Here is a 14,674-nt window from a genome sequence, read left to right on the forward strand (position 1 = left end):
AAAGGCGAAACCTCAAAGATGAAAGGTTTCCGGTTAGTGAATTTTGGCATAAAAGCGCTAATTTTATCGCTATGCAACCAGACAGAGAAATAAAGAAATGGACTTTAATTAATGAAGAGGATGTATCGCCGAGCAGGTGGTTCCCGGTGTTAAAACACACCGTTAGGTTGGCCAACGGTAAAATCATTGACGACTATTACTATTCTCCGATGGGCGACGTGGTACAGGTTTTAGCAGTAACCAAAGACAGGAAAGTAGTGCTGGTAAAACAATATAAACATGCGCTGGGGCAGGTACTGACCGAGCTACCGGGAGGTATGCAGCAAAAAAATCGTTCGATCATCGAATCAGCTTTGAATGAGTTGGAAGAAGAAACCGGCATTCGCGCAACTGCAGATCAGCTGATATCTTTAGGAAAGATCGCTAATAATCCAACTAAGCTTAATCAGGTTACTTATGGTTTTATTTTGTTTGATGCCGAATTTAATTCAAAGCAAAAATTGGATCCAACCGAGGATATTTTGATAATTACCCAACCCGCGCCCGAGGTTTTAAAAATGGCCATTAATGGCGATATCTGGGTAACCGACTCTCTAAACTTTATTCTGAAAGCTGCTTTGGCTTATCCGGATATTTTTGAATTGGATAAACGGTAGTGTAGCCGTTGCATTGTATATTTGCAGCATGGCATCCATCCTCATCAAAGCAGCAACCGTAGTTAACGAAAATAAACAATTTGTAGCCGACATCCTGATAAAAGACGGTCTGATTGAAAAGATTGCCCCACAGATTGACGCGCAGGCAGCTACCGTTATTAATGCAGAAGGTTTGTATCTTTTACCTGGCGCTATTGACGACCAGGTGCATTTTCGTGAGCCGGGGTTAACGCACAAAGCTAATATTTATACCGAATCCCGGGCGGCGGTGACCGGGGGTATTACTTCATTTATGGAGATGCCTAACACCGTGCCTAATACTTTGACGCAGGAATTGTTAGAGGATAAATACCAGATAGCCGCGCAAACCTCGCTGGCTAACTACTCGTTCTTTATGGGCGCATCAAACAACAACCTGGACGAAGTTTTGAAAACCGATGGCAAGAATGTCTGCGGCATCAAGGTTTTCATGGGCTCATCAACCGGCAATATGCTGGTTGATAACCCCGTAACCCTTGAACACTTGTTCGCTCAGGCACCAATGCTTATTGCTACCCACTGCGAAGATGAAGCCACCATCAAACACAACCTGGCTCATTACCGCGAACTAATGGGCGACGATATCCCCGTTAGGCTGCACCCTGTTATTCGCAGCGAGGAGGCTTGCTATTTATCATCGTCGATGGCTGTCGCGTTAGCAAAAAAACATAATACACGGTTACATATTCTACATATATCGACAGAAAAAGAAACGCATCTTTTTGATAACTCGACACCGTTAAAAGACAAACGCATTACTGCTGAGGCCTGCATACATCATTTGTGGTTCAGCGATAAGGATTACGAAACAAAAGGCAATTTTATCAAATGGAACCCGGCAGTAAAAACTGAGCATGACCGTGACGGCATTTTACAGGCTGTGTTAGATGGCCGTATAGACGTCATTGCGACAGACCATGCCCCGCATACTATCGAAGAAAAGTCACAGCCTTATCTGCAAGCCCCATCCGGCGGGCCATTGGTACAACATGCGCTGGTGGCTATGCTTGAACTTTATCATCATCAAAAAATAACTTTAGAGCAAATCGCCGAGAAAATGGCGCATAATGTTGCCATTTGTTTCCAGATAGAAAAACGCGGCTTCATTCGTGAAGGCTACTTTGCCGACATGGTGCTTGTCGACCTCAACCAGCCCTGGCAGGTAAATAAAAACAATATCCTTTACAAATGCGGCTGGAGTCCGTTCGAGGGTGCTACTTTCAGATCGTCTGTTAAACACACCATCGTATCAGGCAACCTGGCCTGGAGCGAGGGTAAATTTATAAGCGACGTTAGCGGCAAGCGAATGAGCTTTGAACGCTAAACCCAATATACTCTAATAACTTTATCATTCTGAGCGATAGCGAAGAATCTGTTGAGCGGCGGTTAAATAGTTCTCAGATCTTCGCTATCGCTCAGGATGACAATTGGAAAATTACTTTACCTGCCCACGCTCAACCATCTCCTTCATCTTACCGAAAATCCCCTGCCAGTTTTGTTCTGAGTGTTCTTTGGCTGCTTCGCTTTTTATATTTTCCTGCCCAATCTCCAGTGTAGTAACACCATCTTTTTCATTCAAAATATAACTTACATTTTGATAGTTTTCAAGCTTATCTTCAGTGCCGCCCATACTGCTCCAATAGCTGTATTTCACGTAGCTTCCGGGGGTAATTTCAAGTATCTTACCATGATCCTGGTAGGTTTTGCCTTCCCATTCGCCGGTCCAGGTAATGGTGCTTCCCTGTTGCCAGTCGGATTGCTGATTGGTACCGAAAAAATACTGTTTTACGATTTCAGGATCGGTTAATGCTTTCCAAACCAGGGCAGCTGGTGCATGGATAGTGAGGCTTGTCTTTGAACTGATGTTTGTCATAACGAGTTATTTAGCGTTTTAGTTTAACAGATAATTTGTTGATCTGTTCACAAAAAAACAAGCATTAATGACAACCTTGTGTCAGTAGCTTACAGAAAAATTACGTTGCATTAAACGCTCGGTAAGCTCACGCACACGGTCGCGCAGGCTATCCGGACTTACGATCTCGGCATTTTCGCCGTACATCATGTACCAACGGGCAAAACCTTCTAATGAACTGGTCAGAAAAGTCATCTCTATCCCGTCGCCCTTAGATTTCTCAGAAATAAATCCGCTGTAATATTTTTGATGCTCCAGGTGTGGATACACACTTTTATCCACCAGAATCACTACCGCATCCAATTCCTTCTCTATTGTTTTTTGGGCGATATAATCTTTGAGCGATGGATGTTCGTCAGTATAATGTTCGTCGGTAACTAACAGGTTCTTAATACGATCGACCCTGAAATCGCGATAATCTTTTCGTAGGCGACAATAAGCGATCAAATGCCAGAAGCCGCTCATAAAAAATATACCTATGGGCTCGACATAACGCTTAGTATGTTCCTGGCTATGCTGTGCAAAATAATTTAGCGACAATACCTGCTTTTGCGAAATGCTATGCAGAACGGTTTGGATATGATCAGTGTTCGCCATTTCAGGAATGTGTACACCTTTGATCACCTCTATCCTGTCGTCCATGCTTTCCAACATGTCCTTTTCAGTAGTTTTCAGTATGGCGCGAACCTTATACATAGCCGATTTATACTGAGTGGCGGTTGCAGCATCGGTCAAAGTTTCAACAAACTTCTCGGCGGTCAAAAAGGCTGTAGCCTCTTCCCTGGTAAACATTACCGGCGGCAAACGATAACCATCCATAATAGAATATCCTACTCCGGCTTCGCCGATGAGCGGGATACCGGCTTCTTCCAAAGTCTTTACGTCCCGGTAAACAGTACGCAGGCTGATATTAAAACGTTCGGCGATATCCGCAGCTTTTACCACTCTGCGCGATTGCAACTGGATCAAAATAGCCGATATACGGTCAATACGGTTCATGATACCGCCAAATTAAAAAAACCTGCTTACATTAGAGAAATTATCTCATACTATGGAAGACAAAATAGTAACCCTCGATACCTTTATGAACTTTATGCAAGCCGAAATTGCATTAGGCAAGCTGCAAACTGCCGGCATATCCTGCTTTATAGATGAAAATGGTGCTAATATTTATCCTTTGCAGACAGATGCCCTTGGTGCCTACAAAATCAAAGTATTTGAACGCGATTTTGAAAAATGCCGGGAGATATTGGCGCAGTCTGACGAGGCCGAATAACGGCCATCTGTTATTTTAATTTATAATGAAATCAGTTGTGCAGAATATCCATCCAATTATTTTTTTGATAGTTGCTACCACACTTGAAGTTAGCGGCGATGCCATTATACGTAAAACCATTTATGAGCACACCGGCATAGCGAGAATAGGGTTTGGCCTGGTAGGGACACTACTACTATTTGGTTACGGCTTTTTTCTAAACCTGGCTCCTGTCGAATTTGGTAAAGTAGTAGGCTTATACATAGCCACTTTGTTTGTAGTTTGGCAGGTCATCACTTATTTCACTTTTAAAACGGTTCCCTCTCTTCCAATTGTTGTTGGTGGGTCACTGGTTGTTTTGGGTGGATTAATTGTCACTTTTTGGAAACCCGCTGCATAAATTTAAAAGATCATTTTTCATATATTGCCTAAATGTATAACCGCCGTAAATTCATCAAAGTATCTTCAATAAGCGCTTCTTTGACTGCGCTTTCAGCATCTGCAATGGCAAAAAGGGTTTTGAATCAGCCTGTCGCCAATAATCATCCGATAGTTATTTCAACCTGGGATTTTGGCGTAGCCGCCAATGCAGCAGCCTGGAAGATCTTATCAAAAGGTGGCCGCGCACTGGATGCCGTCGAAGCCGGAGCGCGGGTGCCCGAGGCCGACTTACACAATCACAGCGTAGGCCGTGCAGGCTATCCCGATCGCGACGGACATGTTACGCTGGATGCCTGTATAATGGACGAACAGGGTAACTGCGGAGCGGTAGCAGCAATGGAAGACATAGCACACCCCATATCGGTAGCCCGCGCGGTGATGGAAAAAACCCCGCATGTTTTATTGGTAGGTGATGGCGCACGGCAATTCGCTATTGAACAGGGCTTTAAAAAAGAAAAGCTGCTGACACCAGAATCAGAAAAAGCCTGGAAAAAATGGTTGGTTAAGCACGAGTATAAACCGGTGATGAACATTGAAAACCACATGCCGGGCGGCAAGTTTAACCACGACACCATTGGTATGCTGGCTATTGACGCCAAAGGCAATATATCAGGCGCGTGCACAACCAGCGGCATGGCCTGGAAAATGCATGGTCGCGTGGGCGACAGTCCGATCATCGGCGCCGGCTTATATGTAGACAATGAAGTTGGCGGCGCCACGTCAACTGGTGTTGGCGAAGAAGTGATCCGGAACGTGGGCAGCTTTTTGGTAGTGGAACTGATGCGACAGGGTTATACTCCGCAGGAGGCTTGCAAAGAGGCTTGTCATCGCATCATTAAAAAGAAACCTGAAACTGTAAAAGAAATACAGGTTGGATTTTTAGCCATCAACAAAAAAGGAGAGTATGGAGCCTATGCATTGCACAAAGGTTTTACTTATGCCGTATGCGATGCCCAAAAACAGGACCTGATCATCCCCGGAAAATATTTTTATGAAACGGTAAAAGATTAATCGTTTACCGCTAATTTATATTTGCTGGTAATTAAATTGTTGATATTATGGTCGCTCTTGAAGTATGTGCAAATTCAATCACCTCGGCATTAGCCGCCCAGGAAGGCGGCGCCGTACGCGTTGAGCTATGCGATAATTTATATGCCGGCGGCACCACCCCCTCGCCCGGACATATCACCGTTGCACGTAAGTTATTAAATATCAAATTATACGTACTAATACGACCCCGCGGCGCTGATTTTTTATATAGTGATATTGAGTTTGAGACCATGGTAGCTGACGTGCAATATTGTATCGACGCAGGTTGCGATGGCATTGTTACCGGTATTTTAAACGCCGACGGTACTGTAGACATAGAGCGCAATCGCACCTTGGTACAAATGGCAAAAAAAGCCGGTTTGGGTGCAACCTTCCATCGCGCGTTTGATATGTGCGCCGATTACTTCCAGGCTTTAGAGGATATCATCGAACTGGGGTTTGAACGCATTCTGACCTCTGGCGGCAAAAGTACTGCGGTCGAGGGTTCGCGTGTTATTGCCGAGCTGGTTAAACAGGCAGATAGCCGCATATCCATCATGGCAGGCAGCGGAGTTACCGAGATCAATGCGGCTGAGCTGGTACTATTTACCGGAGTTAACGAGATACACGGAACTTTACAATCGCGGGTTCAAAGCAAAATGCAGTACGCCAATGACCATATTGTGATGGGCAGTACCATAGGTGATGAATATGCAATTGATGTCACTGATGCCAAACGGGTAAGATCGATAATAGCCAACGCTAACGAAGATCTCAATACTTAAAAGAACGTAACCGGTAATACAATTTCAACCACATTAGGTCCGGCACCACCGAACAAATCACGGTCCAGTAAATGGCTATATCGCACCCCAAACGTTAACGGCTGCTGGTTAAACCACTTGGTATCAAAATATAAAGTGCCTCCAACCGACCTGAAATCTGAACCTATTAATTCAGTGCGGGTATAGAAATATCTGGCATGGGTATAGTCAAAAAACAAATCACCCCGAATCCGCATCAGATAAATTGTATTGGCAATACCGGCATCGGGGTAAACAATTGGGAAATGGTAATCGGCTCCAATCTTCTGCAATTCATGCAAATTTTCGGCTGTATAACCGCGGCTAAACGGGAAATCGTTGGAGAAGCTGATCACATTTTCTTGCCCTTTTTGATGCTGCGCCACGTTAATTAACAGGTTATGATTTGTGGCCAAACCAGGTAGATACAGTGTACCGGTAACTAATGTTTGTGTAGCCGTTAAACTACTTACAGCAACTTTATAATTAAACGTGATACTTTCGCCAAAGCGCGGATAAATGTTTTGCCGGGCCTGTTGTATGAAATTGCTGAAACTTACTGTATTGTTCAGGTACGCGTATGATTTATTAAATATTTTCTGTAAGGTCTGCTGAAAAGATGTAGCCGCAAAATGGATCGAGGAAGCAACAGTAAGCCCGGTAATATTCCTGCCGGCGCTAAAGTTAAGTGGCACCTGCAAACCGGCATGCACGTCGCTTTCATTCCAGTAAACCTGGGTGTTTTGATAAACAGCACGTCTGTCCAGCGTGTAATCAACGCCACCCGTAATAAATGGAAACAGCGCGCCGTAAGCAGCATCAAAACCAAACTCTTTATAACCTTCGTCGCGGTTATAGTTAAAAAGCACCTGCGATTGGAAGGTATTCAGCACGTTGTCGCCTTCGAGCGTAACAGTATAGTTAGGATCGCTAAAATCGGGCGTCAAACTATGAAAGTTAAACAGGTGATAAGCCTTATTATACCTGGTAACCGGCATGGGTTTATTAGGAATATCCGGCAACAAATTAGTTGCCGAATCTTTAGCCAAACTTGAAATATTGAAGGATGCCAGCCTGCCTGGGATTTTATTGCCAGGCAGCGCAGCCCATTTATCGGGGGTGTTAGCTACCTGCCTGATTTTGTAACCCGTAGCCGTAAATTCAACCCAGGCCAATTTATTATTAGTTACCGCAGGCTGATACCTGTTTAATCCGGTTTGGTTGGTGGTATACAATCTTCCTGTAGCAACATTCATGGCAAATAAGCGGTCATTGATCCCCGAGCTGGCCGAGAAATACACCATATTGCCATATACTGCCGGAAATGCTATTGGCTGATAAGAAAATGGCAGCTGGTATTTCACACGGCCGGTTGCTATATCGACTAAAGCTAAACTCACTTTGCCTTGTCTGTCACGTACAGCGGCAATGACTTGAGTATCGCTATAAAACTTGGGATATGTGTAAAAAAGATTTTCCCGGTTAGGGATAGATACGATAAGCTTACCATCGGCGGCATTTAAGATATTCAATTGATTAGCTCCGTATGGATCAACCTTAACGGCTACAATGTTTTTGCCATCCTTACTCAGCGACGGGGAGAAATATTTGGTATGATGAGTAATTGTTATCTCTTTGCCTGTGTTTACATCTAGCAGCCTCAACTCGTTGTAATCACGATAGCCCCAGCGCAGATCAGGGCGAACAGACCCATAAACAATTTTACCGTTGGCATAATCAAAATAATTATTTAAAGACAACGCGCGGGTAACAATTTTACGCTCGATACCATTATGATTGATGATAAACTCTGATAAATTTTTAAACGTTGTTTTAACGTATATCAACGTGCTGTCATCTGCAAATACCGGATACTCCTGGCTTTCGTATGGGCTATTATCAACGATATGTTCGTCCTTGTAGTAAATAGATTTAAAATGGTCAAAACCGGCTTTAGTAAATTGATCAAAATCCTGACCGGAATAGCGCTTTATAGCCTTCTGCATCGGGTAGAACAAACCCCGGTAAGATGCGGCATCGTGTGTTACATTTTTCCAGAAAGCATCGCCATATTTCTCGCGACCATAAGCCACCATCATATAACCCATCGGATACCAGTCAGGCACATAATCAATTAATGAGCCGTTGCGCAGCTTCATCCAGCTGTAGTTTTTACCGGCATCCCAGAGTGCGCGATAGCCATTAAAAAAGTAGGGAATCCGCCCCCTGCCCTGTCGGCTTACATGTGTCTCATTAAAAACGGCATCGCCTTCAAAAAACCAGTTAGGTATGGATAGATCATTGCCCAGGGCCTGCCCGCCCTGTCCAAATACTACATGGAGTGCTTTTGATAAACCAACGTCGAAATTATTATATTGCTGCACATGCCTGAATTCATGTATAGCCAGCTGATCGGCCCAGGGCAAGGTGCCTATTTCAAAACTGTTTTGATCGGGGGTTAAATAAAACTCACTCCTGAACGGCGCCAGGCCAACATAAGCATTTGAGATTGTCGTTTGATTTTGCAGCAAAATACTGATCTGCTTTTGCTTATAACCAATAGTAGGTTGCACCGCCGGATTAATACGGCTTATAATGTCAGCGACCCTTGAGCCGATAGAATCCATACCTGCCGGAAAGATAACTTTAGCTGCCGGGGTGTTCACCTGTCGCCATTTGATTGAGGGTGGATTGCCGCCAAATACTTGTGCTTGGGCAACGGCTCCAACAAATAATAACGGCACTATAAATTTGATAGGCTTTCGCATCCTACGACTAATTAAGGCAAAATTTCATAAAATACAGAAGCTTCTAAAGTTTTCAAACAATTTAGTAAGTTTTACAGTAACACCATGAAGACCTTATTGTTATTTACCTTCTTGTTTTTCGCCAATTGTGTATTCAAGACTATTATAAAATCTCCCGACCATCGGTATTACGGCTAAAGCTACTCCAAAATTATAAGTCCATGACACGGGCTAACGTAAAACTACCTACATTTGCCCATTATTTTTAATACTAGTAATGGCTAAAATTTCTATCAACCTGGCAACCGGCTCTCTGCAAAAAGAGGAGATCATTGTAGGTATTGACCTGGGTACTACCAACTCGCTGGTAGCTTTTATCAATCCGGATAAAGATGCGCAAGTGATTAATGACGCCGGCAAAGGCGTACTGGTACCATCGGTGGTACATTTTGGCGCTAATGGCGAAGTTACTGTAGGCAATGAAGCTAAGGATTACCTGGTGACTGACCCGCGGAATACCATATTCTCCGTTAAACGATTATTAGGCCGCAGCTATAAAGACATTGAAAATTACAAAGATTTTTTCAGTTATAAAGTTATCGACGATGATAGTGAAAGCCTGGTAAAAATAAACGTAGGCGATAAATTTTATACACCTATCGAACTGTCGGGCTTGATTTTAAAAGAGTTAAAAGCACGTGCTGAGCATGCTCTGAAAACCCCGGTCAACCGTGCCGTGATCACCGTGCCTGCTTATTTTAACGACTCGCAACGCCAGGCCACCCGCGATGCCGGTAAACTGGCCGGACTGGACGTTTTACGTATCGTAAATGAGCCTACAGCAGCCAGCTTAGCTTATGGCATTGGCTTAAACCCCGACGAGACGAAAACCATTGCGGTTTACGATTTAGGGGGCGGTACTTTTGACGTATCGATACTGCAAATACAAAACGGCATTTTTGAAGTGCTGTCAACCAATGGCGATACCTTTTTAGGGGGTGACGATTTTGACCGCGCTATTGTTGACTACTGGATAGAGAAAAACCAGCTGAACAGGGCTGAATTGGTGGCCAACCACGAACTGGCTCAGGCCCTGCGCTTAAAAGCGGAGGAAGCAAAGAAAGCATTCAGCCATCAAAGCCTTTTCAACGAACAATTGGGCGATATCTGGTGCACACTTGACCGCGACACCTTTGAGCAATTGATATTGCCTAAGGTACAACAAACCATTGCAGCCTGCGAAAATGCCTTACGCGATGCCAAATTAACCATCGACCAGATTGATGAAGTAGTAATGGTGGGCGGCTCAACCCGCACGGCAGTAGTTAAAAAAATGGTGGCCGATTTCTTTAAACGCCCCGTCCATGACCAGGTAAACCCTGACGAGGTGGTAGCTTTAGGTGCAGCCATACAGGCAGATATTTTGGCCGGCAACCGTAAAGATATTTTGTTGCTGGATGTTACGCCGCTGTCTCTTGGCATTGAAACTATGGGCGGCCTGATGGATGTGATCATTCCGCGTAACAGTAAAGTACCTACTAAAGCCGGCCGGCAGTACACCACGTCGAAGGATGGACAGGTAAACATGAAAATAGCTGTATACCAGGGTGAGCGCGATCTCATCAAAGAAAACAGGAAGTTAGCCGAATTTGAATTGAAAGGCATTCCGGCTATGCCTGCGGGCTTCCCTAAGGTGGATATTAACTTTTTGCTGAATGCCGACGGTATCCTGAAGATTCAGGCAATCGAACTGCGTTCGGGCGTTAAACAGGAAATCGATGTAAAGCCAACCTACGGTATTACCGACGCTCAGGTTGAACAAATGCTAATGGACAGCATTACTCACGCTAAAGATGACGTGAATGCACGCATGTTGATTGAAGCCCGTACCGAGGGTGAGCAAATGGTTTACACCATTGAGCGCTTTATAGATAAAAACGGAAGTTATTTATCAGCGGATGAGCTTACAGCTACTAAACAATATATTGTAGACCTGAAGGATATCCTGGCAACCGGCGATAAAGACGCTATCTTAAAGCAAATCGATATGGTAAACGAATTTACCCGCCCCTTTGCCGAACGACTAATGGATCAGGCTATTGCCACCGCTATGAAAGGTAAAAACATAGATGATAAGTTAGATTAGCAACTATCTTGCTATAAGATCTGGAAAACGGTAAAGTGTCAGCACTTTACCGTTTTCTTTTTTTTGCCCCAGTTGCCTTTAGCTTTCACTCTTGCAATGTAATCGGCTGCTAAAGGAGTTTTGCAGGCTGTGCCTTCTTTTATAACGGTTATCTGCCCTATACGATTGGCGGCGGCAATAACTTCATCGGTCATAGGCGTTACGTAACTACCTAAACAAATCAGGAAATTATTCATCCCGGTACGTATGCGATTAGGCGAGGTATGCACATTTTCTTCAACCCTGCCCAGTAAAATCTTCAGTTCTTTTAAATCTAATTCGCTGTCCAGTTTAAGTGACACCAGGTTTGCCAGTGTATGCCATCCCGCAGAGACAACATTTTCCTCAACATCATCAATCCACTCCAGCGCCAGCTCAAAACCATAATTACTGCCTGTAGCTACCCAGGGCACGGTATAATCAGCTATATTATTCGACAGTGCCCCGCTAACCCAGGTTTGAAGATCACCTTTGCTCATATGCTCATCACTGGCAATTAATCCTGCCAGGTACATGGCGTCGGCATTGCCGGTGGCATAAAGGTCTTTGGCCAATTGGTAATTGGTCTTGATTTTTTTCTGGATAATTTTTAAGTACTCAACTTTAACACCAAAGAAAGGTTCTTTAACACCATGCTTCAAAAGAATCTTCTTGATGCCTTCGTCGCCGTGTTGTTGCAGGGTAGCCATTATCTCGGGTACGGTCATAATGGTGTGTGGTTACTTATCTGTAAAAATAATAATTAAAATTAAACAGATAGCTACCGGATTTGTAATTCAAGTAGACGATTATATTTTGTTAACGCTGACACTTAAAAAAATGAAACGTTTATTATTGCTATTATTCGCCATCGTAAGTATCAATGCTGCTTACGCTCAGGATCAACAAAAAACTTATTCGGCTACGGATATTAAGAAAATGGCCGACGACGAAAAATTTCGATTTACCGCTAAAGCTGCTACATTGCCTGAGGATGCCAATCAAATAGGCGCCTCGGTTAGTTCAGACCGTACTGAGGATAATCATAAGACATTAGGCGGAGGCTATTATGCGACGCTTACGCCTGATTCTGTGGTATCATATCTGCCCTACTTTGATAAAACAAAAACGCAGGGGACAGACGCTAATACTACTACGTCGGTTGCGCAAGACCCAAGCAAAGCTGTAGCTACCACGTACGATTACCAGGTAAAACAGAAAAAGAACGGTGACATAACGATCACTATCAAGCCTAAAGGCGGTAAGATCACTAAATATGTTTTTAATTTAGAACCCAACGGAACCGCCAGGCTTGACGCAACTATTGATGATTATAAGATTATAAAATACGATGGCTTTTTCACCAACTGATAACAAAAAGGCTCCCTCAAAGGGAGCCTTTTAAAATCGTCAATTAAAGTGACGACGATAAAGTTTGCCTTTACGCTTTTAAAGCTTCCTGCTCTTTTAAGGCGTTAATATTGTTTTTATTGCTGAAGGCATCTGTTTGCGATGCAAAATCTCCGAGCAGGCTGGCAATAGTATCCAGATTGTCTGACACCCGCTGGTGCATGTCTGGTAATTCTTTTTCCAGGCGTTTATCACCCAGATCAATATTATCCACTTCTATTTTCGTCAATTTGGCGATAACCGCCTGCTGGCTATTTTTCAGATCCTCCAATTCATGGACAATCTTTTCCATCAGCCCAAATTTTTTTAAAGTATCCATAAGTTATAGTGTTGTTTGTTAATCACAACCAAAAATCGTTCCGATTTGGATTTTTTATTTATAACTAATATATTAGTTGATAAAACTAACAAATTAGTTGTATGAAATATCTATCTCTTCTATTTTTGACGATCACCTTATTTAATGCACCGGTAACAGCGCAGCAAACTCGCAAAACCGACGACGGCCTATTGCTGCAATACTATCAAAACCAACAGTTTAAAGAGGCTTTAAGTTATTTGAAGAGTATTTACACTGAGCCGGTTTCTGATGTGAGAGAGCTGTCGAACCTGGCCTATACCGCGTCAATGGCAGGCAAACTTGCCGATGCGGAAACCTACTATCAGCGCGTTTATTACACCGACACTACTAACCTGATAGCGTTGTATAATGTTGCTGGCATTAACCTGCGCCGTGGTAATGCGGTAAGGGCTGCAGGTTATTATCAGAAATACATTTTAAAAGACAGTTCCAATTTCTGGGTATACAAGCAAATGGCCGGTATCAGCAGCCAAAACTATGATGAGCCCCGACAATTAAACTATCTTAAAAAGGCTAATAATATTGACCCGACAGAGTTTGATGTGGCATCCGATCTGAGCGATCTGTTCATTAAATCAGATTCACTTCCACAAGCCGAAAAGGTGCTCAATCAGGCATTAGTTGCCGATCCGGAGAACATTGTGTTGCTGCAAAGCCTGCTCAGGTTGTATTCAGCACGAAAAAAATGGGTAGAGACAGTAAAAACAGGCGAACAGCTGCTAAAGCTCGGTGACATATCTATATCTACCAACACCAAATTGGGTATAGCCTACTATCAGCTTAAAAATTATCAATGCGGATTAGAAACCCTGCTTGCGCTACCCGAAGCACAGCAAAATGAGACCACCTGTTATTACACAGGTGTTTGTTATAAACAATTAAAGGACCAAAAGAATGCTATTGTGTACCTTAACAAGGCCGTGGTAGCCAGTATATCGCCTGCTACCGCTACTTACTACAACGAAATGGCTGATAGCTATGAAGCCCTTAAGCAATTAAACACAGCGTTGTTAACTTATAAAAAAGCGTTGCTTTATAACGACGACCCGCTAACTTATTATTATCTGGGTGCTTTGTACGACAGTAAATTCGGAGACAAACGCAACGCATTAAAGTATTACAAAAAGTATATAGCCGGCAAACCCGACAAATGGCAGCAAGGCTATATTAATTACAGCAAACAACGTATTGCAGAACTGGGCCGGAAGTAGTTATCGATTCATCAATCGTGCAACATACTTACCAATAATATCAAACTCCAGATTTACAACAGACCCAACCCCTACATTATGCAGATTGGTGTGCTCATAGGTATAAGGGATAATTGCTACCGAAAAACTGTTTGACTGCGAGTTTACCACAGTTAAACTAATGCCGTTAACAGAAACGGAGCCTTTCTCCACCGTAACATTGCCTGTGGTAGCGTCATATTCAAAGGTGTATTCCCAGCTACCGTCAAGCTCTTTAAATTGTATACAAACAGCGGTTTGGTCTACGTGGCCTTGTACAATGTGTCCGTCAAGGCGGGCATTCATTTGCATACAACGTTCAAGATTAACAGGCTCGCCGGTTTGGAGATGGCCAAGATTAGTTTTATTCAGGGTTTCTTCAATAGCAGTTACGGTGTGTTTACCGTCTTCAACAGCCACTACGGTCAAACAAACACCGTTATGAGCTACAGACTGGTCGATCTTTAACTCATTTGATATTGCCGACGCTACTGTAATGTGCAGATTACCCTGCTCATGCTGCAAATCAGTAACTTTACCCAAGGTTTCAATTATCCCTGTAAACATAATGCCTTTATAGATTTGTGCTGCAAAACTAATTATATTAAATCAGGTTTATCTATCACGT

General features: G+C 43.4%; 15 protein-coding genes. 9 read left to right on the forward strand and 6 right to left on the reverse strand.

What is annotated here, in order from left to right; genetic code table 11:
- Positions 1-71 precede the first annotated feature (71 nt).
- Positions 72-656 carry an NUDIX hydrolase gene (locus tag ABD772_RS01395; protein WP_345100581.1) on the forward strand — a complete coding sequence of 195 codons (585 nt, stop codon included), beginning with the start codon at positions 72-74 and terminating at the stop codon, positions 654-656.
- 28 nt (positions 657-684) lie between these two features.
- Positions 685-2,019 (forward strand): dihydroorotase, encoded by a 1,335-nt coding sequence (locus ABD772_RS01400; protein ID WP_345100582.1) that lies wholly within the window; start codon positions 685-687, stop codon positions 2,017-2,019.
- Between the two features lie 111 nt (positions 2,020-2,130).
- Here ABD772_RS01400 and ABD772_RS01405 read toward each other — a convergent pair whose 3' ends face one another.
- Complete coding sequence (locus ABD772_RS01405; protein WP_345100584.1) at positions 2,131-2,568, reverse strand: SRPBCC family protein; 438 nt, start codon at positions 2,566-2,568, stop codon at positions 2,131-2,133.
- 81 nt (positions 2,569-2,649) lie between these two features.
- A complete protein-coding gene (locus ABD772_RS01410; protein ID WP_345100585.1) occupies positions 2,650-3,606 on the reverse strand; it encodes a helix-turn-helix transcriptional regulator in 957 nt (318 codons plus the stop codon).
- 52 nt (positions 3,607-3,658) lie between these two features.
- Between ABD772_RS01410 and ABD772_RS01415 the strand changes: the two genes are divergently transcribed.
- The 4 genes from ABD772_RS01415 to ABD772_RS01430 all read left to right on the forward strand — a co-directional run bounded on the left by ABD772_RS01415 (position 3,659) and on the right by ABD772_RS01430 (position 6,117).
- Complete coding sequence (locus ABD772_RS01415) at positions 3,659-3,883, forward strand: putative signal transducing protein (protein WP_345100587.1); 225 nt, start codon at positions 3,659-3,661, stop codon at positions 3,881-3,883.
- 25 nt (positions 3,884-3,908) lie between these two features.
- Positions 3,909-4,262, forward strand: a complete 354-nt coding sequence (locus tag ABD772_RS01420) for a hypothetical protein (RefSeq protein WP_345100589.1) — start codon at positions 3,909-3,911, stop codon at positions 4,260-4,262.
- Positions 4,263-4,366: 104 nt separating this feature from the next.
- Positions 4,367-5,314 (forward strand): glycosylasparaginase, encoded by a 948-nt coding sequence (locus tag ABD772_RS01425; RefSeq protein ID WP_425562802.1) that lies wholly within the window; start codon positions 4,367-4,369, stop codon positions 5,312-5,314.
- Positions 5,315-5,361: 47 nt separating this feature from the next.
- On the forward strand, positions 5,362-6,117 hold the full coding sequence (locus ABD772_RS01430; protein ID WP_345100593.1) for a copper homeostasis protein CutC: 756 nt from the start codon (positions 5,362-5,364) through the stop codon (positions 6,115-6,117).
- On the opposite strand, the gene ABD772_RS01435 is transcribed toward ABD772_RS01430, so the two are convergent.
- Positions 6,114-8,903: a TolB family protein gene (locus ABD772_RS01435; RefSeq protein WP_345100595.1), complete on the reverse strand. Its 2,790-nt coding sequence runs from the start codon at positions 8,901-8,903 to the stop codon at positions 6,114-6,116. The genes ABD772_RS01430 and ABD772_RS01435 overlap by 4 nt on opposite strands.
- A 256-nt stretch (positions 8,904-9,159) precedes the next feature.
- On the opposite strand from ABD772_RS01435, the gene hscA reads away from it, so the two are divergent.
- On the forward strand, positions 9,160-11,028 hold the full coding sequence (gene hscA, locus ABD772_RS01440; RefSeq protein WP_345100597.1) for a Fe-S protein assembly chaperone HscA: 1,869 nt from the start codon (positions 9,160-9,162) through the stop codon (positions 11,026-11,028).
- Between the two features lie 38 nt (positions 11,029-11,066).
- Here hscA and ABD772_RS01445 read toward each other — a convergent pair whose 3' ends face one another.
- Positions 11,067-11,774 carry a DNA alkylation repair protein gene (locus tag ABD772_RS01445; RefSeq protein ID WP_345100598.1) on the reverse strand — a complete coding sequence of 236 codons (708 nt, stop codon included), beginning with the start codon at positions 11,772-11,774 and terminating at the stop codon, positions 11,067-11,069.
- A 112-nt stretch (positions 11,775-11,886) separates the two neighbouring features.
- Here ABD772_RS01445 and ABD772_RS01450 point away from each other — a divergent pair, with 112 nt between their 5' ends.
- Positions 11,887-12,417, forward strand: a complete 531-nt coding sequence (locus ABD772_RS01450; RefSeq protein ID WP_345100600.1) for a DUF4251 domain-containing protein — start codon at positions 11,887-11,889, stop codon at positions 12,415-12,417.
- Between the two features lie 70 nt (positions 12,418-12,487).
- On the opposite strand, the gene ABD772_RS01455 is transcribed toward ABD772_RS01450, so the two are convergent.
- Positions 12,488-12,775 (reverse strand): hypothetical protein, encoded by a 288-nt coding sequence (locus tag ABD772_RS01455; RefSeq protein WP_345100601.1) that lies wholly within the window; start codon positions 12,773-12,775, stop codon positions 12,488-12,490.
- Positions 12,776-12,876: 101 nt separating this feature from the next.
- Between ABD772_RS01455 and ABD772_RS01460 the strand changes: the two genes are divergently transcribed.
- Entirely contained in the window at positions 12,877-14,028 is a 1,152-nt protein-coding gene (locus ABD772_RS01460) for a hypothetical protein (protein ID WP_345100603.1), read from the forward strand.
- On the opposite strand, the gene ABD772_RS01465 is transcribed toward ABD772_RS01460, so the two are convergent.
- Positions 14,029-14,613, reverse strand: a complete 585-nt coding sequence (locus ABD772_RS01465; RefSeq protein WP_345100605.1) for a riboflavin synthase — start codon at positions 14,611-14,613, stop codon at positions 14,029-14,031.
- Positions 14,614-14,674: the final 61 nt, after the last annotated feature.

The sequence above is a fragment of the Mucilaginibacter panaciglaebae genome (genome assembly GCF_039539265.1).
GTDB lineage: Bacteria > Bacteroidota > Bacteroidia > Sphingobacteriales > Sphingobacteriaceae > Mucilaginibacter > Mucilaginibacter panaciglaebae.

What these genes read in the sequence shown, in the direction of transcription:
- ABD772_RS01395 (WP_345100581.1), top strand. Translation starts at nt 72, where the DNA reads ATGCAACCAGACAGAGAAATAAAGAAATGGACTTTAATTAATGAAGAG.
- ABD772_RS01400 (WP_345100582.1), top strand. Translation starts at nt 685, where the DNA reads ATGGCATCCATCCTCATCAAAGCAGCAACCGTAGTTAACGAAAATAAA.
- ABD772_RS01405 (WP_345100584.1), bottom strand. Translation starts at nt 2,568, where the DNA reads ATGACAAACATCAGTTCAAAGACAAGCCTCACTATCCATGCACCAGCT.
- ABD772_RS01410 (WP_345100585.1), bottom strand. Translation starts at nt 3,606, where the DNA reads ATGAACCGTATTGACCGTATATCGGCTATTTTGATCCAGTTGCAATCG.
- ABD772_RS01415 (WP_345100587.1), top strand. Translation starts at nt 3,659, where the DNA reads ATGGAAGACAAAATAGTAACCCTCGATACCTTTATGAACTTTATGCAA.
- ABD772_RS01420 (WP_345100589.1), top strand. Translation starts at nt 3,909, where the DNA reads ATGAAATCAGTTGTGCAGAATATCCATCCAATTATTTTTTTGATAGTT.
- ABD772_RS01425 (WP_425562802.1), top strand. Translation starts at nt 4,367, where the DNA reads ATGGCAAAAAGGGTTTTGAATCAGCCTGTCGCCAATAATCATCCGATA.
- ABD772_RS01430 (WP_345100593.1), top strand. Translation starts at nt 5,362, where the DNA reads ATGGTCGCTCTTGAAGTATGTGCAAATTCAATCACCTCGGCATTAGCC.
- ABD772_RS01435 (WP_345100595.1), bottom strand. Translation starts at nt 8,903, where the DNA reads ATGCGAAAGCCTATCAAATTTATAGTGCCGTTATTATTTGTTGGAGCC.
- hscA (WP_345100597.1), top strand. Translation starts at nt 9,160, where the DNA reads ATGGCTAAAATTTCTATCAACCTGGCAACCGGCTCTCTGCAAAAAGAG.
- ABD772_RS01445 (WP_345100598.1), bottom strand. Translation starts at nt 11,774, where the DNA reads ATGACCGTACCCGAGATAATGGCTACCCTGCAACAACACGGCGACGAA.
- ABD772_RS01450 (WP_345100600.1), top strand. Translation starts at nt 11,887, where the DNA reads ATGAAACGTTTATTATTGCTATTATTCGCCATCGTAAGTATCAATGCT.
- ABD772_RS01455 (WP_345100601.1), bottom strand. Translation starts at nt 12,775, where the DNA reads ATGGATACTTTAAAAAAATTTGGGCTGATGGAAAAGATTGTCCATGAA.
- ABD772_RS01460 (WP_345100603.1), top strand. Translation starts at nt 12,877, where the DNA reads ATGAAATATCTATCTCTTCTATTTTTGACGATCACCTTATTTAATGCA.
- ABD772_RS01465 (WP_345100605.1), bottom strand. Translation starts at nt 14,613, where the DNA reads ATGTTTACAGGGATAATTGAAACCTTGGGTAAAGTTACTGATTTGCAG.